This window comes from Desulfogranum mediterraneum DSM 13871, from assembly GCF_000429965.1.
GTDB classification, from domain to species: domain Bacteria; phylum Desulfobacterota; class Desulfobulbia; order Desulfobulbales; family Desulfobulbaceae; genus Desulfogranum; species Desulfogranum mediterraneum.
This window is the reverse complement of the sequence record NZ_KE387005.1, coordinates 263,471-281,994: the sequence shown is the minus strand read 5'-3', so window position 1 is coordinate 281,994 and position 18,524 is coordinate 263,471. Positions and strand designations below refer to the sequence as shown.

Sequence of the window (18,524 nt, the reverse complement as noted above, 5' to 3'; positions counted from 1 at the left end):
GGGTGAGGAGCCCGTCGAAGCGGCCACTTCCCCTGCAGAACGCAGGCCGGGAGTGGCGACGACCGAATATAGCCGGCAGGGCTACCATCTTGAGGTGCTCTGCGAGCCCGGACAACTGGTGGCAGTGGCCGAGATCCTGGATCGCCAGCGATTTTTCATCGAGTCCATCGCCGGGGTTGACTGGCCCAAGCAAGAACAGCTGGAGGTAGTCTACGATTTCACCACCTATGAGGCCGAACCCTGCAGGGTCGCGGTCCGCACCGTGGTGCCGCGGACAGCGCCGCTGGTGCCCACTATCTCCGGGGTCTTCAGCGGTGCCGACTGGCACGAGCGGGAGACCTTTGACTTCTACGGCATCATCTTTGACGGCCATCCCGATCTGAGCCGCATTCTTCTTCCCGAAGATGCCGATTTCCATCCCCTTCTCAAGGACTATATGCCATGACGCTCCCTGTTGAATTGCGGCATGATGAAACCTTTGTGCTCAACCTCGGTCCCCAGCACCCCGCCACCCATGGGGTGCTCAGGGTAAAGCTGACCATGGACGGGGAGTACATCGTCCATGCCGAACCGGTCCTGGGCTACATCCACCGGATGCACGAAAAGATTGCCGAGGCCGGCAGCTTTCCCCAGTTCATGCCCAACACCGCCAGGATGGATTATCTCCATGCCCTGGCCTTTAACCATGGCTATGCCCTGGTGGTGGAGAAGGCTGCAGGCATCGAGGTGCCTGAGCGGGCCGAATATATCCGGGTGATCACGGTGGAGCTGAACCGGATTGCCAGTCATCTGCTCTGGTGGGCGGCCTTTCTCCTGGATCTGGGCGGCTTTACCCCGCTGCTCTACGCCTTTGATGACCGGGAAAAGGTCCTGGATCTGCTCGAGCGGATCACCGGCTCCCGTCTGACCTACTGCTATATGCGTTTTGGCGGCGTCTATAATGATATCGACGATGAGTTCATTGCCGGTACCAGGGACTTCATCAGACGGCTCCGTTCCCGGATGCCCCGTCTCTACCATGACCTGGTCACCCACAACATCATCCTGATCAAGCGGATCACTGATATCGGCTTCATCTCTGCCGAGCAGTGTCGCCGCTACGGGGCCACCGGCCCGGTGGCCCGTGGTTCAGGCATCGATTTCGATGTCCGCAAGAACGAACCCTACTCGGTCTATCCGGAGTTTGATTTCGATGTACCGGTCTACCACGAGTGCGACTCCATGGCCCGTTACATGGTCCGGGTGGATGAGATGGAACAGTCCATGCGGATCATCGAGCAGGCCCTGGATAAGCTCCCCGACGGTCCGGTCCAGGCCAAGGTACCCAAGAACCTGAAGCCAGAGGCCGGTTACTACTACTCTGCCGTAGAGACCGCCCGTGGTTCCTTGGGCCACCGTTTGGTTTGTGACGGCGGCAAGAATCCCTACAAGCTCAAGCTTCGTTCCCCGACATTCTCCAATCTGAGTCTTTTTGGCGAGGTTGCCGAAGGCATGCTCCTGGCTGATGCCCTGGCCTTTATGGGGAGTCTCGACCTGGTTATTCCTGAGATTGATCGCTAAGTTCTGCATTTAGAGACAACACGTTATGGAAACATCTATCTGGCGTCCGATTATTTATCTGGTGGGTATCATGGCCTTTGCCGGTGTGAATGCCGCCTACCTGGGCTGGTGTGAGCGCAAGGGCGCAGGTCGCATCCAGCGCCGGCCCGGTCCCAAGGAAGTGGGCCCTGCCGGGCTGCTCCAACCCCTGGCCGACGGCATCAAGCTGATGACCAAACAGCTCCTGGTCCCCCAGGGGGTCGACGGGATCATCTTCCGGGTGGCCCCGGTCATTGCCATGATCCCGGCCATCACCTCCATGGTGGTGATCCCCTTTTCCGGCAACATCCAGGCCCGGGCCATGGAGCTCTCGGTACTGCTGCTCTTTGCCCTGGCCTCCCTGGCCATGATTGCCATCCTCCTTGGCGGCTGGGCCTCGGGCAACAAGTATGCCATCATCTCCTCGGCCAGGGCGGTCTCCCAGAACCTGGCCTACGAGATCCCCATGCTCCTGACGGTGATCGCCATCGTCATGATCTCCGGTTCCATGAACCTGCGGGATATCGCCATAGATCAGCAGGGCGGCTTCTGGCACTGGAACATCTTCCGCTTTGAAAATGGCCACTTCCTCTATATGTGGGTGGGCTTCATCATCTTCTTCATCTGTTCCATTGCCGAGACCAACCGGGCCCCCTTTGACATGGCCGAGGCCGAGAGTGAGCTGGTGGCCGGATTCATGACCGAGTACAGCTCCATGGGCTTTGGCCTCTTCATGATGGGCGAGTACCTCAACATCGTGGTAGGCGCCTGCCTGACCGCCACCCTCTTTCTCGGTGGCTGGGACTGCCCCTTTGGGCAGACCCCCGGGGTCTGGTGGTTCCTGTTGAAGATCTACATCCTGATCTTCACCGTGATCTGGGTGCGCTGGACCTTTCCCCGGACCCAGGTGTACCGCCTGCTCAACCTTTCCTGGAAAATTTTAATTCCGTTTTCCCTTGTCAACGTGCTGGTGACGGCGGCATTCATCAAGGTGTTTTGATTATGAGTGGATACTGGAGTGATATTCTGGTGGGCAGTAAATCGCTGCTCACCGGTATGATGATAACGGCCCGGGAATTCTTCCGGCCCGTGGTAACTGAGAACTACCCCTATGAGGTCCCGGTGATGACCGAGCGCTTTCGCGGTCATATCGAACTCATCCCCAACGAGGAGAGCGGCAAACCCAACTGTATCGCCTGCATGGCCTGCCAGCGGGCCTGCCCGTCGGATTGCATCTCGCTCAAGGGGAGCAAGAAGGAGGGGGACAAGAAGAAATCATTGGACAGCTATATCCTTGATTTCACCAAGTGCAGCCTCTGCGGTTCCTGTGTGGAGAGCTGTAACTTCAATGCCCTTCGTTTTTCCAAGGAGTATAATCTGGCCAGTTTCAATAAAGATGACTTCATCATCGACCTGCTCAAGCGACTGGAGGATCAGAACTGATGCAACCACTTGTCTGGCCGCCGATGGCCAACCCAACCCTCTTCAGCCTGGAAGGGGCCGTCGGCATAATTTTTCTGCTGACCATCGCCCTGGTGGTCACCGGCGGGTTGATCGCCGTGGTCTCCCAGCGGCTGGTCCGCGCCGTCTCGGGGCTGGCCATCTGCTTCACCGGTCTGGCCGGGGTCTACTACTTCCTGCTCAGTCCCTTTGTGGCCATGATGCAGCTGTTGATCTATGTGGGCGCGGTCTCCATCCTGATCGCCTTCGGCATCATGATGGCCACCCCGGAACAGGAGATCGGTCCCGGCAACGCCTGGATATCCAGGCTGGTCGGCCCCCTGGGCGCCAGTGTGGGCGGGCTCTTCTTTGCGGCCCTGACCATCCTCGGACTCAAGACCCCATGGCAGGTCTTTCCGCGCACAGCGGAGGCGAGCGGGGATATCGAACAGGTCGGTAAGACCCTTCTGACCAGCCACTCCATGGTCTTTGAACTCATTTCCATCGTGCTGCTGATGGCCATCATCGGCGCACTGGTCATTGCCCGGAGGGGGAGGAACTAAGGTATGCTTGTCTTGAATCTCTATAACTGTCTCCAGACCTACCTGGCCCTGGGGGCCCTGCTCTTCGGCTTAGGAGTCTATGGCCTGGTGGTCCACCGTACGGTCATCGGCATGCTGATCTCTTCCGAATTCATCCTGGCCGCTGCCTCCACCAACTTCATGGCCTTTAACCGCTTTCTCGCCCCGGACCCGTCCATCGGTCAGGTTTTTACACTGTTTATCATGGCCATTGCCGCGGCTGAAGCCGCCATTGCCATCAGTATCGTGATTGCGGTCTACCGCAACTATAAAACCATCGATGTCGAAGATCTTGGCGATCTACAGGGGTAACCGGAGATACACACCATGGATGCTGTTTCCACCACCAATATTGTTGAAAATTCCAACCTGCTGCTGGCAGTGATCATCCCGCTGTTCGGCAGCCTGGTGGTCATGACGCTGAAAAAGAACCCCAACCTGCGGGAGGCAGTCTCCTCCTGCGCCTCGGTGCTGCTCTTTCTCATCGTCCTGTCCTTTATCCCTGCCCTCAAGGCAGGTAAGACCTTGATCTACCCGCTCTTCCAGCTCCTGCCCGGGCTCTCCATCACCCTGCGGGCCGATGGCTTTTCCATGATCTTTGCCCTGGTAGCCTCTTCCCTGTGGATGATCGCGGTTTTCTACTCCATGGGCTACATGCGAGCCCACGACGAGCCCTGCCAGACCAGGTTTAATGCCTGCTTTGCCCTGGCCATCTTCGGGGCCATCGGGGTGGCCTTCTCGGATAACCTCTTTACCCTCTATCTCTTCTACGAGATCGTCTCGGTCTGCACCTATCCCCTGGTGGCGCATCACCAGGATCAGGAATCCTATGACGGTGCCAGGAAGTACATCATCTACCTGACCACCACGGCCAAGTTCTTTCTCCTCCCGGCTTTGATCCTGATCTACGTGCTGGTGGGTAACCTGGACTTTCCCCATAACATCTTCACCGGGATCATCCCCACCGACACCAAGAGCTGGGTGGTGGTGATGCTCTATGTGTTCTGCATCTTCGGCTTTGCCAAGAACGGGATCATGCCCTTTCACCACTGGCTGCCCGGCGCCATGGTTGCCCCCACCCCGGTCTCGGCCCTGCTCCATGCGGTGGCCGTGGTCAAGGTCGGGGTCTTCTGCACCACCCGGACCATGCTCTATGTCTTTGGGGTGGATACCATGCATGCCCTCAACCTGGGGATCCCTACGGCCTACTTTGTCGGTTTTACCATCATCATGGCCTCGGTGATCGCCCTGTCCAAGGATAACCTCAAGGCGCGGCTCGCCTACTCCACGGTGAGCCAGCTCTCCTATATTATCCTGGGCGTGGCCATGCTCACCCCCCACGCCATCGACGGCGGCCTGATCCATATCGTCAACCACGCCTTTGCCAAGATTACCCTGTTCTTCTGTGCCGGCGCCATCTACATCGCCAGCCATAAAAAGTATATCTCGGAGATGAGCGGCCTGGGACGGACCATGCCCTTTACCTTTGGCGCCTTTGCCGTTGCCTCGCTCTCCATGATCGGAGCACCGCCGGTGGCCGGTTTTGTCTCCAAGTGGTATCTGCTGGTCGGATCCATGGAGGCCCATCAGATCGGCATCCTCCTGATACTGATCACCTCCACCGTGCTCAACGTGGGCTACTTTGCCCCGATTACCTACAAGGCCTTTTTTGGCAAGCCCCCTGCCGGTGAAGCGGCTGTCGGCATCAAGGAGGCACCGCTCAGCATGCTGATTCCCATCCTCATCGCTGTGACGGTCTCCGTGATCATCGGCATCTTTCCCGGATTTATGATGCAATTTGTTCAGATGGTGACAGGATGATACCCATAATTGAATACCTGACCAAACATCTCAAGCCCTTTATCTGGGTATGTTGCGGCATCCTTGCCGTGATCATCGGTTTTTCCCTGGTGGTGGATACCAGTCATGCCCACTCCTGGGTGGAACAGCACATTCCAGCCTTCTGGTCCCTGTTTGCTGCCGCTGCGGCTGCGATCATCATGGTGGGCGCAAGCTGGCTGGGCCGTGCCGGGCTGCAGGTGCGACCAGACTTTTATGGCTGCTGCCCGGAAGCAAAGACCAGTGAGGAAGAATAATGACCAGTAGTTTTATCCATCCATCGTTCCTGTTCATTGCCGGAGCCCTGATTCTGCCCTTTGTCCGGGGGCCTCTGCGCAAACCCTACCTCTTTCTGGTGCCCATCCTGGCCCTGGCCGCGGTGGCGATGAATGCCAACCTCTCCGATACCTTTGCCACCTTCCAGTTCATGGACTGGCAGCTGATCTTCGGCCGGGTGGACAAGCTCTCCTCGGTCTTTGCCCTGATCATGGCAGTGATGGCGGTGATCGGCACCCTCTACGGCCTCCAGGTCGATCGGGCCGGAGAACACATGGCCGCCTGGTTCTATGTGGCCGGCTCCCTGGGGACCATCTACTCGGGTGACTACCTGAGTCTCTTCTTCTTCTGGGAGATGATGGCCTTTTCCTCGGTCTTTCTGATCTGGTTTCGGAAGGGGAAAAAGAGCCTGGCCGTGGGCTATCGCTACCTGCTGGTCCATACCGTGGGCGGGATCATCCTCCTGGCCGGAATCATGCTCCGCTACCAGGCCGAGGGCAACATCGTCTTTGAGCTGATGGATGTCACCCATCCCGCACTCTACACCTGGCTGATCATGATCGGCTTTGCCCTCAACGCCGCGGTGGTACCGCTTCACTCCTGGCTGCCCGATGCCTATGGTGAGGCCTCCTACAACGGCGCGGTCTTCATGTGTGCCTTTACCACCAAGACCGCCGTCTATACCCTGGCACGAGGCTGTGCAGGCATGGACATCCTGATTGTCCTGGGTGTGGCCATGGCCCTCTACGGGGTCGTCTATGCGGTGCTGGAGAACGATATCCGCCGGCTGCTGGCCTGGTCCATCGTCTCCCAGGTAGGCTACATGGTGGCAGGCGTCGGCATCGGCAGCGACCTGGCCATCAACGGGGCTGCGGCCCATGCCGTGGTCCACATCCTCTACAAGAGTCTGCTCTTCATGGGCACCGGCTCGGTACTCTACATGACCGGCAAATCCAAGTTCACCGAACTGGGCGGGCTCTACCGGAAGATGCCGGCAACCCTCTTCTTTACCGTGATCGGTTGCCTCTCCATTTCGGCGGCTCCCTACTTTGCCGCCTATGTCTCCAAGTCGATGATCATAACCGCCGGCTTTGAAGAGCACCTTACCTGGGCCACCTGGCTGTTGATGTTCGGTGCCACCGGAACCTTCATCTACAACGGCCTCAAACTGCCCTACTTTCTCTTCTTCGGCAAAAACAACTGCAGCGATGAGACCTGGGAGGCGGCCGGCGATCCACCCTGGAACATGATGATCGCCATGGCCCTGGGCGCCACCCTCTGCGTGGTGGTGGGCTCTGCCCCCAGCTTTCTCTATGAGATGCTGCCCTATCCGGTCCACTACAACCCCTTTACCAGCTATCACCTCCTGGAGACCCTGCAGTTGATGGGTGCTGCCAGCGTGGTCTTCTTTCTCTTAAAAGGGCTGATTGCCCCCCAGGACCGTATCAGCCTGGATCTGGACTGGTTCTACCGCAGCCTGGGCCGGGTCTTCCTCTGGCTGGTCCGCAATCCCATCCAGTGGTTTGACACTGCCTGGGGCGAGGCCTACAGGGCCGTGGGCCTGCGCAGCCTGATGACCCTCAGCCGTTTCTGGGCCTGGTTTGACTGGCACGGTATCGACGGGGTCGTTGACGGCTTTGCCCGTTCGGTTCGGGCCCTGGGCGGTCGGGTGCGGACGCTCCAGTCCGGTCAGCTCCAATATATGCTCTTTTACGCCTCCAGCCTGGCTGGAGTGGTCTTAATAACATTCATATTATATCAATATTTATAAGGGGTAGGGGGGAATGGACGTACTACTAATCAAAGAGGGCTTTCCTCTGCTCAGCTTCCTTATTTTTTTCCCACTGGCCGGCGCTCTGGTGCTGCTCGCCTTTCCCAAGGAATCCTTTGCCAAACTGTGGACCCTGGCCGTGACGGTCATCACCGCGGTGGCCTCGCTGCCGCTGTTGATGGACTTTGATCCGGCCACCACCAAGTACCAGTTTGCCGAGTTTCACCACTGGATCCCCCAGTTCAAGATCAACTATATCCTGGGTGTGGACGGCATCTCCATCCTGTTGGTCATCCTGACCACCCTGATCATGCCCTTCTGCGTGCTGGCGAGCTGGAACTACATCTCCCGGCGGGTGACGCCCTTCATGTTCTGCCTGTTGATCATGGAGGCCTCCATGATCGGGGTCTTTGTGGCCCTGGACTTTGTCCTCTTCTATATCCTCTGGGAATTCATGCTGATTCCCATGTACCTGCTGATTGCCATCTGGGGCGGGCCGCGTAAGGTCTATGCCTCGATCAAGTTCTTTCTCTACACCCTGGCCGGCTCGGTGCTGCTGTTGGTGGCCATCATCGCCCTCTACCTCAAGACCGGCAGCTTCTTTATCCCGGATATGATGTGGCAGCAGACCTCCAGCCTGTTTCAGATCCTGGTGTTCCTGGCCTTTTTCCTGGCCTTTGCCATCAAGGTGCCGATGTTTCCCTTCCACACCTGGCTGCCTGCAGCCCATGTGGAGGCCCCGACCGCAGGTTCGGTTATCCTGGCCTCGGTGCTCCTGAAGATGGGGACCTACGGCATGCTTCGCTTCTGCCTGCCGATCACCCCGGAGGCCACCCTGCTGCTGGCACCCTATATCCTCTGGCTTTCCATTGCCGGGATCATCTACGGTGGCTTTACCGCCCTGGCCCAGCATGACATGAAGAAGCTGATCGCCTACTCCTCGGTGGGCCACATGGGTTTTGTCACCCTGGGAATCTTTGTGCTCAACACCCAGGGGGTGGAAGGGGCGATCATGCAGATGATCAACCACGGGGTCACCACCGGTGCCCTGTTCCTCTGCGTGGGGATGATCTATGAGCGGACCCACAGCAGGGAACTCAGCAAGGCCGCCGGGGTAGGCAGGTACATGCCCTGGTATGCCACCTTCCTGGTCTTTTTCAGTCTCTCTTCCTTCGGCTTTCCAGGCACCAACTCCTTTATCGGTGAGTTCCTGGTGCTTGCCGGGACCTTTGAGTTCAGCACCCCGCTGGCCCTGGCAGCCATCCCGGGAGCGGTTCTGGCTGCAGCCTATATGCTGCGGATGCTGCAGAAGATCGTCTGGGGCGGGACCGATAATCCGGATCAATCCTACTTAAGCGATTTGAGCAAACGGGAGATCGTCATCCTGACCCCCTTCCTGCTCTTTGTCTTCTGGATTGGCCTGGGACCGCAACCCTTTATCGACCTGATCCATCCTTCTGTGGCGAACCTGCTTGAACAGCTGCAGCAGTGGCAACACCATCAGGTGGCCCTCCTCACCCTGCCCTAGGGCAGGGGAGCGGTCCACCGTGGAGAACTTTGTCTCCTGTCCGCAGATTTGATCTGCGGCAAAGTTGATGAACACTCACCTAAGGCGTATTTATGATAGCTCTCTTACCTGAACTTGTGCTGACCTTTGGCGCACTTCTCTACTTCATTGTCAGCCTCTTCAAGGCACCCGATATCGGGCTGCAACGTAACGGGGCCATTGCCATAGCCCTGCTTGCCTTTGCCACCGCCTGTCTGGCCGGGGGCCAGGAGGCCACCCTGTTCTACGGGGCCTACCAGGTGGATACCTTTTCCCAGCTCTTCAAGGTCCTGATCAGCTTTGCCTTCCTGGTGGTGGTCATCTTTGGCCAGCACCTCAAGGGGATTCGCAGCGAGATCCGTCCTGAATACACCATGTTTCTGCTCCTCAGCGTCCTGGGGCTGATGCTGCTGGTCAGCTCGGTTGAGCTGATCGCCATCTTCATCTCCCTGGAGCTCTCCTCCTTTGCCCTCTATCTGCTGGTGCCCCTGCGTGACGACCACCACGGTACCAGGATGCAGATGGAGGCCGGGATCAAGTATATCCTCTTTGGGGTCATGGCCACCGGCCTGATGCTCTATGGGATGAGCTACCTCTTCGGGCTCACCGGTTCCACCTATCTCAGCGAGATTGTTCCTGCCATCTCGGCCATGGGTGATCAGCCGGCGGTGCTGATCGCGGTGGTTATGATCCTTGCCGGTTTCTTCTACAAGCTGGCGGTCTTTCCCATGCACTTCTGGGTTCCGGATATCTACCAGGGAGCCAGTAACGAGACCACCGGTTTCATCGCCACCGTTCCCAAGCTGGGGGCCGTGGCCCTGTTGATCCGTTTCATGACCCTGCCCACCGGCTATCCCGAGTTCCTGAGCGAGCTGCTCGGCGGGGTGGCTGTCTGTTCGATGTTTTACGGTAACCTCAGCGCCCTGGTGCAGACCGATGTCAAGCGGATCCTCGGTTATTCCGGGATCTCCCACGCCGGCTTCGTGATGCTGGGTCTGCTCACCCTGGGGGCCGAGGGCTATGGGCTGGCCATCTACTATATTGCCGGCTATGTGGTGATGAACCTGGCCTGTTTCCTGGTGATCTGTCAGGTCTCCCGGGAGGGGGAAAATCTCAGCGTCAAGAGCCTGGCCGGACTCCACCGTCGCCAGCCCATCCTGGCGATCATCCTGGCGGTCAGCCTCTTTGCCCTGGCCGGGATTCCGCCCATGGTCGGTTTCATGGCCAAGTTCTTTCTGCTCACCTCCACCCTGGAGCAGGGGCACCTGGTTCTGGTGATCCTGGCAGCCATCAACACCGCCATTGCCATCTTCTACTATCTCTCCATGGTCAAGGCTGCCTATACCGATGATGCCGATGATGCCGATGATGCCGATGATGCCGATGACGCCCATGAGGCTGAAGGTGCAGGGGCTGGTGGAGAGCTGCAACTGGATCCCCTGACCCGGATGACCGGGGTGAGTCTGGTTGTCCTGATCCTGGTCATGGGCGCTCTTCCTGCCAAGCTGGTGGCCATGGCCGGCAACATCGTCCAGACCATCATGTAGCCAGAGGGCATTGCCCACAAAAAAAGGAGGTTCATCCCTGGATGAACCTCCTTTTTTTATGCCCGGCTGCAGCAGCGCTGCAGCCGGGTTGGAACAAATGGTCCGGGCGTAAGACCGGCTGATCAGCCCTTGCTCAGGTGCTCCAGGCCGGGTGCCGGAAAGGCAGCGCAGAGGTCCTTGACCGCCTGGGCCGTCTCTGCCTGGAGGGCCTGGTCCTCGGGAGCAGAGACAATGGCGTTGATCCAGTTGCCGATCTTGACCATCTCCGCCTCCTTGAAGCCCCTGGAGGTGACGGCCGAGGTCCCCAGACGGACGCCGCTGGGGTCAAAGGGTTTTCTCGGGTCAAAGGGTACGGCATTGTAGTTGAGGACAATACCGGCCGCATCCAGGGCCTTGGCCGCCACCTTGCCGGTAACGCCCTTGTTGGTCAGGTCAATGAGCAGCAGGTGGTTGTCGGTGCCGCCGGTGACCAGGTGGAATCCCTGCTCATTCAGGGTGGTGGCCAGGGTCTTGGCGTTGGCCACGATCTGGGCGGCGTACTCCTTGAATGCCGGGCTGGCCGCCTCTTTCAGGGCCACGGCAATGGCTGCGGTGGTGCTGTTGTGCGGCCCACCCTGGATCCCCGGGAAGACCGCCTTGTCGATGGCCTGGGCATGCTCTTCTTTACAGAGGATCATGGCGCCCCGTGGTCCCCGCAGTGACTTGTGGGTGGTGGTGGTGACCACATCGGCATAGGGGATGGGGGAGGGGTGGGCGCCACCGGCCACCAGACCGGCAAAGTGGGCCATGTCCACCAGCAGCAGGGCATTGACCTCGTCGGCGATCTTGCGGAACTCGGCAAAGTCCAGCACCCTGGAAAATGCGGAGTGGCCGGCGATCAGGATCTTTGGCTTGCAGGCCTTGGCCTTGGCGCGGATGGCATCATAGTCCAGGGTGCCGGTCTCCTGGTCCAGGGAGTAGGATTCGGCATTGAAGTATTTGCCGGAGATGGAGACCTTGGAACCGTGGGTCAGGTGACCGCCGTGGGGCAGGGCCATGCCCAGGATGGTATCTCCGGGCTTGATGAAGGCCAGGTATACGGCCAGGTTGGCCGGGGAACCGGAGTAGGGCTGGACATTGACATGGTCGGCGCCAAAGAGGTCCTTGGCCCGCTGGATGGCCAGGAGCTCAACCTGATCCACATACTGCTGGCCTTCGTAGTAACGCTTGCCGGCATAGCCTTCGGAATACTTGTTGGTAAAGACCGAGCCAGTGGCCTCCATCACGGCGCTGGACACGTAGTTTTCCGAGGCGATCAGGCGGATCTTGTCGGCCTGGCGTTGTTCTTCCTGCTGGATCAGGTCATAGATCTCCTGATCCTGCTGCTGTAGGTTGTTCATGGGTTCTCCTTCATTATCTATTGTCCCGCTCTCTGGCGGGATTGGTTGGTCAGCTATGGCTTCCCTCACCCGGGCCAAGGCCGCCTTTTGCGGCCCCTTGCCCCTGGCTGGGTTTTTGGCTGATCGCTATCATAATCAACCTTGCAGTGCTTGCACAGCAGAAAATCCCATGCCATGGTCCGGAGTTGCAGCCGGTCAGGCTGCCCTCTTGGTCCGGCGGTCAAACCGCAAGCTGCGATTGCCATTTTTCGCCAGGAGCATTACTCTTTTTCAGACAGAGGTTCAAGATTTTATCCGCACCCCTCCTGCCTGACGCTCTTAGTTTCAGGTGAGGAACCCAAGGGAGAATGTTATGCATCCTCTAGTACTCTCCTGCCTCCTCGTCCTGCTCGGCCCTCTCCAGGCCAAGGGTACAGAGGTCCTCTACACCGTTCAGGACCAGACTTTTGCCGGTTCCTTTTACAGAGCAGGAGCCGCCGCACCCCTGGTGGTGATCCTCCATGACTGGGACGGGCCCACAGCCTATGAACAGAGACGAGCCCGGATGTTGGTCGAAGAGGGCTATGATGTCTTTGTGGCTGATCTCTATGGAGAGGGTGTCCGGCCGACAGAACGTGCGGAGATGCGACGTCTGGCCGAAGAGCTCTATGGAGATCGCCACCGGATGCGACTCCTGATGGATGCGGCACTCAAGGCAGCCGGCGGCCAGGGGGCGGATCTGACAAACAGCCTTGCCGTGGGCTACTGCTTCGGTGGGGCCGCGGTCCTGGAGTGGGCGCGTTCCGGGGCCAAGCTCAAAGGATTTGTCAGCTTCCATGGCGGATTGGGGACCCCGGAAGATCAGGACTACAGCCGGGTCAGAGGAGAGGTGCTGGTCTTCCACGGCAGTCGTGATGCCGCAGTCAGCCTGGAGGAGTTTGCCGAGCTGGCCGAGGACCTGGAAGCGGCCTCCATCCCACATGAGATGACAACCTACAGCGGTGCTCCCCATGCCTTCACGGTCTTCGGCTCGCCACGCTATCACCCGCTTGCTGATCGTCGATCCTGGGCAAGGTTCCGCTTCTTTCTCAGGGAGGTGCTTCACTGAGCAGCCGTCACACCATCATGCTCTTGGTGCAAAAGGGTGTTGGGGAGCCTTACTGTCTGCGGGAGGATTGACAGGGCCCCTGATTTGGGGAACAATAGCACCGTTTCAGAATGACAGTCAGGAGAAGGGGGCAACTCTGCCCTTCTCTACGGTTCCCCTCTGATCTAGGAGAAGGTATGGCGAGTACTCAAGGATTACTGCTGGTGTTTACCGGCCATGGTAAGGGTAAAACCACCGCAGCCCTGGGCATGAGCATGCGTGCCGCCGGCAACGACATGCCGGTCTGTTTTATCCAGTTTATCAAGGGGGCCTGGAAATATGGCGAGCTAGATGGGCTGGCACGTTTTGAGGATCTCATCGATCTTCATGTCATGGGACGGGGCTTTACCTGGAAGTCCGATGATCCTGAGCATGATCGCGCCCTGGCCCAGGGTGCCTGGGACAAGGCCAAGGAAGCCATCTTTTCCGGCAAGTATCAGCTGGTGGTGCTCGATGAGTTCACCTATCTGCTCTCCTACCGGATGATCGAACTCTCCGAGGTCCTGGACGTGCTCGGCCGTAAACCCCCTGAACTGCATGTGGTGATCACCGGACGGGATGCCGCCGGAGAGCTGATCGAGCTTGCCGATCTGGTCACCGAGATGCAGGTGGTGAAGCACCCCTACCAACAGGGGATCAAGGCCCAGAGAGGGGTGGAATATTAGCCGCTCTTCCCTGGGGCAGCAAATCTCAATATCGCGGAGATGCAGCGGCTTACCGGCTGGAGGAGCGTGGCCGCTCCATGCCTGCCGGGCAGCTGCCCTGTTTTTTTTTTAGGGGCTTGGAAAATAAAATACGATGCGGTATGGTACCCCTTTGATTTTGGAAGAACCCTGCTGGGGAGTGTGTAACGGCAAGGGCCGTGCGCTGCCCGAGGAGGGCACGGTTGTTGTGATTGCAGTGCCTTCAGGCGAAGCAGGCAGAAGACGACAGCGGAGGTAATTGTCGGGTATGTCCGGCCTTGCGGCTCTTGTCGAGGGTCGAGGGAATGAAAGATGGAATGAAACAACGGGTAAGGAACGCTATGGGAGAAAAATCTTTATTTTGCTACGGTACGTTACAATCACCGCTGGTCATGAAAGCTGTTACTGGAAAGGCATACTCCGGCCAGGAGGCGACCCTGCATGACTGGGCGCGCTACCGGGTAGAGAAAACAGAGTATCCCGGAATTATCGTCGAAGAGGGTGGAGCGGTTTCCGGGAAGATCTACTGGGGGATGGATGAGCAGGCCATTGCCAAACTCGATGCCTTTGAAGGGGACAAGTATGAGCGGGTGGTGGTTGCGATCACCCTGCCTGACGGATCCGTTGAAGAGGCCTGGGCCTATGCCATCAAGGAGGAGTATACAAAACTGCTCTCCGGCGATCCCTGGGAATTTGATCGTTTTCTCCAAAACGGCCTGGAACGATTCATCAACTGGTTTGTCGAGGATCGCCGGGATCTGTTTGATCGGGGTGATATCTAAATCCTTCCAGGGGACAGCGGGTCGATCCTTCCCGAACACCCCTGCCAAGATCTTTGGACCCCTCCATAGCCGACCTCTCTTGAGGTCGGCTATTTTTGTTTTAAGCCCCAGGGCAGAGCGTGGACAAGGCAGCCCTGCCGGCTCAGGGGCGGAGCTGTTTGTCCCTGGGCAGTTCCGGGTTGGCCCGGTAGAGGAGGACCATCTTGCCGATGAGCTGGACCAGGGTGGCTTCGCTCTGCTCGGCTAGGAGTTCGGCCGCCTCCTTCTTGGCAAGGGGGCAGTTGGAGCCGAGTTTGATCTTGATGAGTTCATGGGCCTTGAGGGAACTTGCCGCCGCCTTGACCACACTGGCGGTGACCCCCTCTTTGCCGACGTACACCGTGGGTTCCAGGTGGTGGCCATGGCCGCGGAGGTTCTTTTTCTGTCTGGTGGTCAGGCTCGGGGTATGATCTTCTGTCATGCGTTGCTGTAATGGTAGAGGTGAATAAAAGGACTGTCGGCCAGCTGCTGTGCGGTACTTAAGGTTCAGCTCAACAGGTTGCTGACGATCCGGTAGCCGCCCAGCCAGGTACCGATACTGGAACCCAGGCCGGTGAGGAGAAAAACCAGAAAGACCCGGAGGAGCTTATTCTTCCACCAGCCGGTGAGCGAGGAAATATCCTGGCCCACCCGGTCAAACTCTTTGACCACAGGTGGTTTGGTCATGATCTGGACAAAGGCGCAGACATAGCCGGCGCCGATCACCGGAGTCAGGCTGGTGAGCGGTGCTGCGGCAAAGGCCGAAAAGATGGTGGCCGGATGGGCCAGGGCAAAGAGGGCGCCGATGGAGGAGGGGATCCCGTTGGCCAGAATCCAGTACAGGGCATTGGCGCCGGCCTCACCTGCCCCCTGTTTGAGGCCGATCAGGAGGATGGAGCAGAGGATCAGGACCGGAATGGACCAGCCCAGCATCTTCCAGGCCCGCGACACCGGCGGGATGGTATTGATCTCTTCCATCAGGTGCTGGTTGTCGTTTTCCAGGGCCTGGATAATCCCGGCCACATGACCGGCTCCCACCACGGCAACGGTGCGTTCTCCGGGGCAGTGTTTGATCTTCTCCGCCATAAAGACATCCCGTTCATCGATCAGGACCCGTTTGGTGTCGGGAAAGGTGCCGCCCAGTTCCTCCATCAACTCGGAGAGCATATCCTTGCTCCGCAGTTCGCTGAGCTTGTCTTCGTTGAGCTGGGTGCTGTCAAAGAGACTGGCCAGCAGGCTGGTGAGCAGGTAGCCCTTTTTAAAGAGTGAGGTCGCTCGCCAGGCACGGCGCAGGGTGATCCGGATGTTGCGGTCACAGAGTTCTATGGGGATATCCTGTCGTTCTGCTGCCCGGGCGGCGGCGAGCAGTTCGGTTCCCGGCATCACCCCGAGCTGTCCGCCGAGTTTTTTCTGGTAGGAGGAGAGGATCAGGTTGACCATCAGGGTGGAGAGCTGTTTTTTGCGCACCACCTCCTTGAGGTCAAGGTTTTCCCAACGCTGGGGCTTGGACAGGGCGGCGTAGCGTTTCTCGTCGAGCTCTATGCAGACCATGTCGGCATCTTCCCGGTTGATGATCTCCTCGACGAGATCCGCTGACTGCCTGGAGATATGGGCGGTACCCACCAGGAGAATGGTTTTTTGGTTAAGCCGGATCGTGGTGACATCTTCGGGATAATCGCCAATGGGAAAGTTGGTTGTATTCATAAAACCGTAGAGAAGATGGGATAGAGGTAGGTGATCAGAGCTGTTTTTGCCTGAGGGTGTTGGATCCTGGGACTGGCTGCTTTGCCCCTTGTCGCTGGATAAGGGTTGGTGGACAGGGTGGGAAGAGCTGGTCGACGACTCTTTGTCTTTGAGGCGGCCCAGGCGGCCTAGGTTTGAGGGGGACAACCCAACCCCCCCTGTCTGTTCAAGGACAGCTCATACCATAAACCGATTCAGAGAGAATGCAACTCCAAGTCGATGCAAAATCCCGGCTAAGGAGCAGAATGATTGCGGAGCCGTCGTTCTTCAGGGAGGAGACCACTCGGGGGGCCGGCTCTGTGGCCATTAAGCTGGAAAGAGCGGTAGCCATATACCTGCAGCCTTATACCTTCTTGATGACCAGTTTGACTCCCGGATGGATCAGGTTGGAGGGGAGGTTGTTCCAGGAACGTAACTGCCGGGCAGAGACCTGAAACTTTCGGGCAATGGTCCAGAGGGAATCGCCGTTTCTGACCTGATACCAGACCTGACGTTCTGCGGCCGGGCTGGCTGTAGCCGGCTGCTTTTTCTGGGCCCTGAGGATGACGACCCCGCTGGTTCCGGCAGGATCGGCTGCAGCCAGGCGGACCGGTTCAGGGGAGGCGATGTAGAGGGCGATCTGCTCACCGGCCCGGATCTTACGGACATCCCTGATTCCGTTCCACTGCATGATCACGGCCACCGGCACATCGTAGCGTTTACCGATCTTGGAGAGGGTGTCACCCTTCTGCAGCTGGTGGAGGATCATCCGCCCGTCTTTGCCGGCTGAGGCAAAACGACTTGCCGGAGTCTCCCCCTCCTTGAGCAGGATATACTTGGTGGTCCGGTAGGGGATCCGTAGTCGCTGGCCCTTGCGGAGCGAGGCGGTGCGCAGCTTGTTGGCCTTGAGCAGGATGGTCTTGTTGATCTTGTACTGCCTGCAGACCTTGGTGAGGGTATCACCCCTGCGGACCGTATGGGTGGTATAGGCGGTGGTGATCACCGGGTGGAGGCGGTGCATGTTCTCGGCCACCAGTTGGCGGGTGCCCTCGGGGATGCGCAGCAGGTACTCCTTCTTGCCCGGCGGGGTCTGATTGCGGCGCAGTTCGTTGTTGAGCCTGCGCAGGGTCTTGATATCTGTGGCTGCGGTGACGGCCACGGCCTCCAGGTCGGTGGCCGCCGGCACCTTGATCCGGTCAAAGGTGGCCGGGCTCTGGTAGGGTACCTCATTGAAGCCGTATTTTTCCGGGTCGCGGCCGATGATGATGGCGGCAATCAGTTTGGGGACGTAACGTTTGGTTTCCAGGGCGAGGTACCTGCGGCTGGCCAGATGCCAGAAATCTTTGGATTTGTAGCGCTTCAGGCCACGGCCGATCTTGCCTTCCCCGGCGTTATAGGCTGCCACGGCCAGGTGCCAGTCGCCAAACTCCCGGTAGAGGAAGGAGAGATACTGGATCGCTGCCCGGGTGGCCTTTTCCGGGTTTCTGCGTTCATCGACCCAGGAGTTGATCCGTAGGCCGTAGCTGCGACCGGTGCCCCGGATGAACTGCCACAGCCCGGCGGCATGGGCCTTGGAGTAGGCGGAGGGGTTAAACCCCGATTCGATCATGGCCAGAAAGACCAGGTCCCGAGGCAGCCCGGCCTTGTTCAGCTCTGCCTCGATAAAGGGTTGAAACTGGGTGGAGCGGGCCAGCCAACGTTGAAAGTGGCGCCGCTGTGGTCCCTGAAACTGATCAAGGTAAAACTGGACCTGGGTGTTGATGGTGATGGGAAAGTCATAGATGACTGCAGCTGGCCCCTGGGATATCTCCTCCGGGGCCGTGGCTTCCCAGGCTCCGGCCTGCTCCAGGGCAGCCAGCTCTTCATCCAGATGGTCTTCGCTCTCTATGTCCAGGTAGCTGATCTCTTCTGGAGTGGGCTGGTCGAGGGCCTCGTTGGCGGCCTCGATGCCTCCCCCCAGGGTCGAGGGCTGGAGGCTGGTGAGGGGAGCACAGGCGGAGAAGAGGGCGGCGCAGCTGCAGAGGGCGCAGCAGAGGAGTAGACGGGACGATACAGTCATAGAAATAGGTAGATAGGGCTGCGCGGATATTGCCTTGGAATCATATTGTTTTTTTTGGGCTCCGCAGTATGATGATCGTGAAAAATCACTATTCTGCGAGTTTAATACCACTACCAGGTGGTATTGTACAGGATAAATTCTGAGGGTAACTCGCCTTTTTTGCCCTGAGTTCTTTCT

At 58.6% G+C, this 18,524-nt stretch carries 18 protein-coding genes; 14 read left to right on the top strand and 4 right to left on the bottom strand.

The window, feature by feature from the left end:
- Positions 1 to 52: 52 nt before the first annotated feature.
- The 11 genes from G494_RS0117910 to G494_RS0117860 all read left to right on the top strand — a co-directional run bounded on the left by G494_RS0117910 (position 53) and on the right by G494_RS0117860 (position 10,578).
- On the top strand, positions 53 to 445 hold the full coding sequence (locus tag G494_RS0117910) for an NADH-quinone oxidoreductase subunit C (RefSeq protein ID WP_232362593.1): 393 nt from the start codon (positions 53 to 55) through the stop codon (positions 443 to 445).
- The gene (locus G494_RS0117905; protein ID WP_028585620.1) at positions 442 to 1,560 is read left to right on the top strand and encodes an NADH-quinone oxidoreductase subunit D; all 1,119 of its coding nucleotides are present in this window, start codon (positions 442 to 444) and stop codon (positions 1,558 to 1,560) included. Before G494_RS0117910 ends, G494_RS0117905 begins: the two co-directional genes overlap by 4 nt.
- Positions 1,561 to 1,585: 25 nt before the next feature.
- Positions 1,586 to 2,578, top strand: a complete 993-nt coding sequence (gene nuoH / locus G494_RS0117900) for an NADH-quinone oxidoreductase subunit NuoH (RefSeq protein WP_028585619.1) — start codon at positions 1,586 to 1,588, stop codon at positions 2,576 to 2,578.
- Positions 2,579 to 2,580: 2 nt separating this feature from the next.
- Complete coding sequence (locus G494_RS0117895; RefSeq protein ID WP_028585618.1) at positions 2,581 to 3,021, top strand: NuoI/complex I 23 kDa subunit family protein; 441 nt, start codon at positions 2,581 to 2,583, stop codon at positions 3,019 to 3,021.
- The gene (locus tag G494_RS0117890; protein ID WP_051305841.1) at positions 3,021 to 3,581 is read left to right on the top strand and encodes an NADH-quinone oxidoreductase subunit J family protein; all 561 of its coding nucleotides are present in this window, start codon (positions 3,021 to 3,023) and stop codon (positions 3,579 to 3,581) included. Before G494_RS0117895 ends, G494_RS0117890 begins: the two co-directional genes overlap by 1 nt.
- 3 nt (positions 3,582 to 3,584) lie before the next feature.
- Entirely contained in the window at positions 3,585 to 3,911 is a 327-nt protein-coding gene (gene nuoK, locus G494_RS0117885) for an NADH-quinone oxidoreductase subunit NuoK (RefSeq protein ID WP_028585616.1), read from the top strand.
- Positions 3,912 to 3,926: 15 nt separating this feature from the next.
- Complete coding sequence (locus tag G494_RS0117880; RefSeq protein ID WP_028585615.1) at positions 3,927 to 5,420, top strand: monovalent cation/H+ antiporter subunit D family protein; 1,494 nt, start codon at positions 3,927 to 3,929, stop codon at positions 5,418 to 5,420.
- Positions 5,417 to 5,695: a hypothetical protein gene (locus G494_RS24330; RefSeq protein ID WP_051305840.1), complete on the top strand. Its 279-nt coding sequence runs from the start codon at positions 5,417 to 5,419 to the stop codon at positions 5,693 to 5,695. The genes G494_RS0117880 and G494_RS24330 overlap by 4 nt, the downstream gene beginning before the upstream one ends.
- Positions 5,695 to 7,485, top strand: a complete 1,791-nt coding sequence (locus G494_RS0117870) for a Na(+)/H(+) antiporter subunit D (RefSeq protein ID WP_028585614.1) — start codon at positions 5,695 to 5,697, stop codon at positions 7,483 to 7,485. The genes G494_RS24330 and G494_RS0117870 overlap by 1 nt, the downstream gene beginning before the upstream one ends.
- 13 nt (positions 7,486 to 7,498) lie before the next feature.
- Entirely contained in the window at positions 7,499 to 9,013 is a 1,515-nt protein-coding gene (locus tag G494_RS0117865) for an NADH-quinone oxidoreductase subunit M (protein WP_028585613.1), read from the top strand.
- 92 nt (positions 9,014 to 9,105) lie between these two features.
- Positions 9,106 to 10,578, top strand: coding sequence for an NADH-quinone oxidoreductase subunit N (locus G494_RS0117860; RefSeq protein WP_028585612.1), 1,473 nt, complete (start codon positions 9,106 to 9,108; stop codon positions 10,576 to 10,578).
- Between the two features lie 122 nt (positions 10,579 to 10,700).
- Here the strand turns inward: G494_RS0117860 and G494_RS0117855 are convergent, their stop codons facing one another.
- Positions 10,701 to 11,957, bottom strand: coding sequence for a serine hydroxymethyltransferase (locus G494_RS0117855; protein ID WP_028585611.1), 1,257 nt, complete (start codon positions 11,955 to 11,957; stop codon positions 10,701 to 10,703).
- Between the two features lie 352 nt (positions 11,958 to 12,309).
- On the opposite strand from G494_RS0117855, the gene G494_RS0117850 reads away from it, so the two are divergent.
- The 3 genes from G494_RS0117850 to G494_RS25770 all read left to right on the top strand — a co-directional run bounded on the left by G494_RS0117850 (position 12,310) and on the right by G494_RS25770 (position 14,548).
- Complete coding sequence (locus G494_RS0117850; protein WP_028585610.1) at positions 12,310 to 13,044, top strand: dienelactone hydrolase family protein; 735 nt, start codon at positions 12,310 to 12,312, stop codon at positions 13,042 to 13,044.
- Between the two features lie 176 nt (positions 13,045 to 13,220).
- Positions 13,221 to 13,748, top strand: coding sequence for a cob(I)yrinic acid a,c-diamide adenosyltransferase (gene cobO, locus G494_RS0117845; RefSeq protein ID WP_028585609.1), 528 nt, complete (start codon positions 13,221 to 13,223; stop codon positions 13,746 to 13,748).
- Positions 13,749 to 14,071: 323 nt separating this feature from the next.
- Positions 14,072 to 14,548, top strand: coding sequence for a gamma-glutamylcyclotransferase family protein (locus tag G494_RS25770; protein ID WP_084457057.1), 477 nt, complete (start codon positions 14,072 to 14,074; stop codon positions 14,546 to 14,548).
- Between the two features lie 142 nt (positions 14,549 to 14,690).
- On the opposite strand, the gene yhbY is transcribed toward G494_RS25770, so the two are convergent.
- The 3 genes from yhbY to G494_RS24320 all read right to left on the bottom strand — a co-directional run bounded on the left by yhbY (position 14,691) and on the right by G494_RS24320 (position 18,347).
- The gene (gene yhbY, locus G494_RS0117835; RefSeq protein WP_028585608.1) at positions 14,691 to 15,008 is read right to left on the bottom strand and encodes a ribosome assembly RNA-binding protein YhbY; all 318 of its coding nucleotides are present in this window, start codon (positions 15,006 to 15,008) and stop codon (positions 14,691 to 14,693) included.
- Positions 15,009 to 15,073: 65 nt separating this feature from the next.
- The gene (locus G494_RS0117830) at positions 15,074 to 16,270 is read right to left on the bottom strand and encodes a TraB/GumN family protein (RefSeq protein ID WP_028585607.1); all 1,197 of its coding nucleotides are present in this window, start codon (positions 16,268 to 16,270) and stop codon (positions 15,074 to 15,076) included.
- Between the two features lie 382 nt (positions 16,271 to 16,652).
- Positions 16,653 to 18,347, bottom strand: a complete 1,695-nt coding sequence (locus G494_RS24320) for a LysM peptidoglycan-binding domain-containing protein (protein WP_051305838.1) — start codon at positions 18,345 to 18,347, stop codon at positions 16,653 to 16,655.
- Positions 18,348 to 18,524 lie beyond the last annotated feature (177 nt).